Origin of the sequence: Kytococcus sp. HMSC28H12, assembly GCF_001816045.1 — a bacterium.
GTDB classification, from domain to species: Bacteria; Actinomycetota; Actinomycetes; order Actinomycetales; family Dermatophilaceae; genus Kytococcus; species Kytococcus schroeteri.
Genome location: NZ_KV824363.1, coordinates 1 through 4,587, shown reverse-complemented (window position 1 = coordinate 4,587; position 4,587 = coordinate 1). Strand labels below are relative to the sequence as shown.

Genomic DNA, 4,587 nt, shown 5'->3' with positions numbered 1-4,587 from the left:
AGGGGCCCGGTCCAGCGGACCGGGCCCCTTCGAGGGTCAGCAGGACGTCAGCCCTGCAGGCCCTTCATGATCTCGCGCATGCGCTCGGCGGTCTCGGACGGCGTCTTGCCGACCTTGACGCCGGCGGCCTCGAGGGCCTCCTTCTTGGCCTCGGCCGTGCCGGAGGAACCGGAGACGATGGCGCCGGCGTGGCCCATGGTCTTGCCCTCCGGGGCGGTGAAGCCGGCCACGTAGCCGACGACCGGCTTGGTGACGTTGGCCTTGATGTACTCCGCGGCGCGCTCCTCGGCGTCGCCACCGATCTCACCGATCATCACGATGGCGTCGGTGTCGGGGTCGGCCTGGAAGGCCTCGAGGGCGTCGATGTGGGTGGTGCCCACGATCGGGTCGCCGCCGATGCCGATGGCAGTGGAGAAGCCGAACTCACGCAGCTCGTACATCATCTGGTAGGTCAGCGTGCCCGACTTGGACACCAGGCCGATGCGGCCCGGGCCGGCGATGTCGGCCGGGATGATGCCCGCGTTGGACTGACCGGGGCTGATGATGCCGGGGCAGTTCGGGCCGATGATGCGGGTCTTGCCCGCCTTCTTGGCCTCGGCCCAGAACTCGGCGGAGTCCTGCACCGGGATGCCCTCGGTGATGACGACGGCCAGCTCGATCTCGGCCTGCACGGCCTCCAGCACGGCGTCCTTGGAGAACTTCGGCGGGACGAACAGCACGGAGACGTTCGCACCGGTGGCCTCCATGGCCTCCTTGACCGAGCCGAAGACGGGGACCTTGTGGCCACCCTCGAACTCGACCTCGGTGCCGGCCTTGCGCGGGTTCACGCCACCGACGACGTTCGTGCCCGAGGCGAGCATGCGCTGGGTGTGCTTCATGCCCTCGGAGCCGGTCATGCCCTGGACGATGACCTTGGAGTCGTTGTTCAGGAAGATCGCCATGCTCAGTTCTCCTTCGCGGCCAGCTCGGCAGCCTTCTCGGCGCCGCCGTCCATCGTGTCGGCAATGCTCACCAGCGGGTGGTTGGCCTCCGCGAGGATGCGGCGGCCCTCCTCGACGTTGTTGCCGTCGAGGCGCACGACCAGCGGCTTGGTGGCGTCGTCGCCCAGCATCTCCAGGGCCTTGACGATGCCGTTGGCCACGGCGTCGCACGCGGTGATGCCACCGAAGACGTTGACGAACACGGACTTGACCTGCTCGTCGCCCAGGATGACGTCCAGGCCGTTGGCCATGACCTCGGCCGAGGCGCCACCGCCGATGTCGAGGAAGTTGGCCGGCTTGGCCTTGCCACCGGTCTTGTCCTGGCCGGCGTAGGCCACGACGTCGAGGGTGGACATCACGAGGCCGGCGCCGTTGCCGATGATGCCGACGTTGCCGTCGAGCTTCACGTAGTTGAGGTCCATGGCCTTGGCCTTGGCCTCCAGCGGGTCGGCGGCGTCCTTGTCCTCCAGCTCGGCGTGGTGCGGCTGGCGGAAGTCGGAGTTGCCGTCGAGGGTGACCTTGCCGTCGAGGGCGACGATCTCGCCGTCCTCGGTCTTGACCAGCGGATTCACCTCGACCAAGGAGGCGTCCTCCTCGGTGTAGACCGTGTACAGGGTCTTGAGGACCTCGGCGATCTTGTCCTGGGAGTCGGTGAAGCCGGCGGCCTCCACGATCTCCTTCGCCTTGGCGTCGTCCAGGCCCACCGACGGGTCGATCTCGATGCGGGCCAGGGCCTCCGGGCGCTCGACGGCGAGCTGCTCGATCTCGACGCCGCCCTCCTTGGAGCACATGGCCAGGTAGGAGCGGTTGGCGCGGTCCAGCAGGATGGAGAAGTAGTACTCCTCGGCGATCTTGGCGCCCTGGGCGATCATCACCTTGTGCACGGTGTGGCCCTTGATGTCCATGCCCAGGATCTGACGGGCGGCCTCCTCGGCCTCCTCCGGGGACTTGGCGAGCTTCACACCACCGGCCTTGCCACGACCACCGGTCTTGACCTGGGCCTTGACGACCACGACTCCACCGGACTTCTGCCCGATTCGCTCCGCGGCAGCCCGAGCGTCCTCGGGGGTGGTGGCGACCTCACCGGCCAGCACCGGAACCCCGTGCTTCTCGAACATGTCACGGGCCTGGTACTCGAAGAGATCCACGAGTTGACACCGTCCTCACGATTTCGACTGTTGTTGCCGGCCCGCGTGCACGGGCCTGCCTCCGGTGACTCTAGTCCCTCACCGTGCACCGGCTCCCGGCGGTCGATGCGACCTGGATCACGCCCCGGCGCGTCGTGGTCAGAGCTTCTCGACCGGCGCGTAGCGCAGCAGCAGGCGCTTGGTGCCGAGCTCTCCCCCGAAGTCCACGTGCGCCATCGCCTTGTCGCCGGCACCGTCCACGCGCACCACGGTGCCCAGGCCGAACGAGTCGTGGGTGACGCGGTCCCCGGCCTCCAGCGCCACGACCGTGCGCGTGCGCTCCGGCGCGATGCGGCCGGCCAGGCGGGCGACCCCGGGCTGGCTCGTGGGGGCGTGGGCGGCAGCGGCCCCCTCGCGCTCCCAGCGCAGCAGGTGCTCGGGCAGCTCGGCGAGGAAGCGCGAGGGCGGGTTGTACTGCGGCGAGCCGTAGGCCGAGCGGACCGTGGCCCGCGAGAGGTGCAGGCGCTCACGGGCGCGGGTGATGCCCACGTAGGCCAGCCGGCGCTCCTCCTCGAGCTCGTCGGGGTCGTTGAGCGAGCGCATGTGCGGGAAGGTGCCGTCCTCGAGGCCGGTGAGGAAGACCACCGGGAACTCCAGCCCCTTGGCACTGTGGAGGGTCATGAGGGTGACCACGCCCCTGCCGTCGTCCTCCTCGGCACCGGCGTCGGTGTCGGCCACCAGCGAGACCTGCTCGAGGAAGGCCGCCAGGTGCTCGGTACCGCTGGCGGTACCGGCGGAGGGGCTGTCGGGGTCGGCCGCGGCCTCGTCGAACTCGCGCCCCACGGAGACCAGCTCGGCGAGGTTCTCCAGCCGGCTCTCGTCCTGCGGGTCGTCGGAGTCGCGCAGCTGCTGGGCGTAGCCGGTCTGTTCCAGCACCGCCTCGAGGACGTCGGCCACCCCGCCACCGGCCTCGGCCACGGTGCGCAGCGCCTCCAGCAGCGCGGAGAAGCCCTGCACGGCCCGCAGCGAGCGCACCGCGAGCCCGGGGGCGTCCTCGGCGCGGCCGAGCGCGGCGACGAAGGGGATGCGCTCCCGCTCGGCCAGGGCCACCAGCGCCCCCTCGGCCCGGTCGCCGATGCCGCGCTTGGGCACGTTGAGGATGCGGCGCAGGTTGACCGTGTCGAGCGGGTTGACCAGCACCCGCAGGTAGGCCAGGGCGTCCTTGATCTCGCGGCGCTCGTAGAAGCGCGTGCCGCCCACCACCCGGTAGGGCAGGCCCACGCGGACGAAGACCTCCTCCAGGGCACGGGACTGCGCGTTGGTGCGGTAGAACACCGCCACGTCGCCGGGCACGGCCTTGCCGGCGTCGACGAGGTCGTCGATGCGCTCGGCCACGAAGCTCGCCTCGTCGTGCTCGTTGTCGGCCACGTAGGCCACGATCTGCTCGCCGTCCCCGGCCTGCGACCAGAGGTTCTTGGCACGGCGGCGCTCGTTGCGCTCGATGAGCGTGTTGGCCGCGGTGAGGATGGTCTGGGTGGAGCGGTAGTTCTGCTCCAGCAGGATGGTGCGCGCCTGCGGGTAGTCGGTCTCGAACTCGATGATGTTGCGGATGGTGGCGCCGCGGAAGGCGTAGATGGACTGGTCGGCGTCACCCACCACGCACAGCTCGGCCGGCGGCACCTGGTGCTCGCCGGGCTCCTGTCCGGACTCGAGGCCGCCGGTCGCCCCGGCGCCGCCGGTGAGCTCGCGCACCAGCACGTACTGGGCGTGGTTGGTGTCCTGGTACTCGTCCACCAGGATGTGGCGGAACCGGCGGCGGTAGTGCTCCGCGATGGCCGGGAAGGCCTGCAGGATGTTGACCGTCGTCATGATGAGGTCGTCGAAGTCCAGCGCGTTCGCCTCGCGCAGGCGCTGGCTGTAGCGCGTGTACACCTCGGCGATGGCGCGGTCGTACGGGTTGTCCCCGGCCGCCGCGGCAAAGGCCTCGGCGTCGACCAGCTCGTTCTTGGCCGCGGAGATGCGGTGCCCCACCGCACCGGGCGGGAAGCGCTTGGGGTCCAGGTCGAGCTCGCGGACCACCAGGCTGAGCAGGCGGGTGCTGTCCGCGGCGTCGTAGATGGAGAAGGTGGAGCGCAGGCCGATGGTCTTCGCCTCGCGCCGCAGGATGCGCACGCAGGCCGAGTGGAAGGTGGACACCCACATGGCACGGGCGGCCGGTCCCACGAGGGACTCCACCCGCTCGCGCATCTCGGCGGCGGCCTTGTTGGTGAACGTGATGGCCAGCACCTGCCCGGGGTGCACGCCGCGGTGCCGCAGCAGGTGGGCGATGCGGTGGGTCAGAACGCGGGTCTTGCCCGACCCGGCCCCGGCGATGATGAGCAGCGGGCTGCCGCTGTGGAGCACCGCCTCACGCTGCGGCGGGTTGAGCCCCTCGAGCAGGTCCTCCTCCGAGGCCGGGGTCGCCGGCGCCCCGGGGCGCC

Annotated in this window: 3 protein-coding genes; all 3 read right to left on the bottom strand. The window is 70.5% G+C overall.

Going from position 1 to position 4,587, the window contains the following annotated elements; translation table 11 throughout:
* Positions 1-47: 47 nt before the first annotated feature.
* Complete coding sequence (gene sucD, locus HMPREF3099_RS04060) at positions 48-941, bottom strand: succinate--CoA ligase subunit alpha (RefSeq protein ID WP_070704303.1); 894 nt, start codon at positions 939-941, stop codon at positions 48-50.
* 2 nt (positions 942-943) lie between these two features.
* On the bottom strand, positions 944-2,128 hold the full coding sequence (sucC, locus tag HMPREF3099_RS04055; RefSeq protein WP_070704300.1) for an ADP-forming succinate--CoA ligase subunit beta: 1,185 nt from the start codon (positions 2,126-2,128) through the stop codon (positions 944-946).
* Between the two features lie 138 nt (positions 2,129-2,266).
* On the bottom strand, positions 2,267-4,587 hold a 2,321-nt coding region (pcrA, locus tag HMPREF3099_RS04050; RefSeq protein ID WP_070704297.1), incomplete at its 5' end, for a DNA helicase PcrA.

Bases quoted from the DNA above. Each gene is read 5' to 3' on its own strand.
- sucD (WP_070704303.1), bottom strand. From the start codon at position 941: ATGGCGATCTTCCTGAACAACGACTCCAAGGTCATCGTCCAGGGCATG.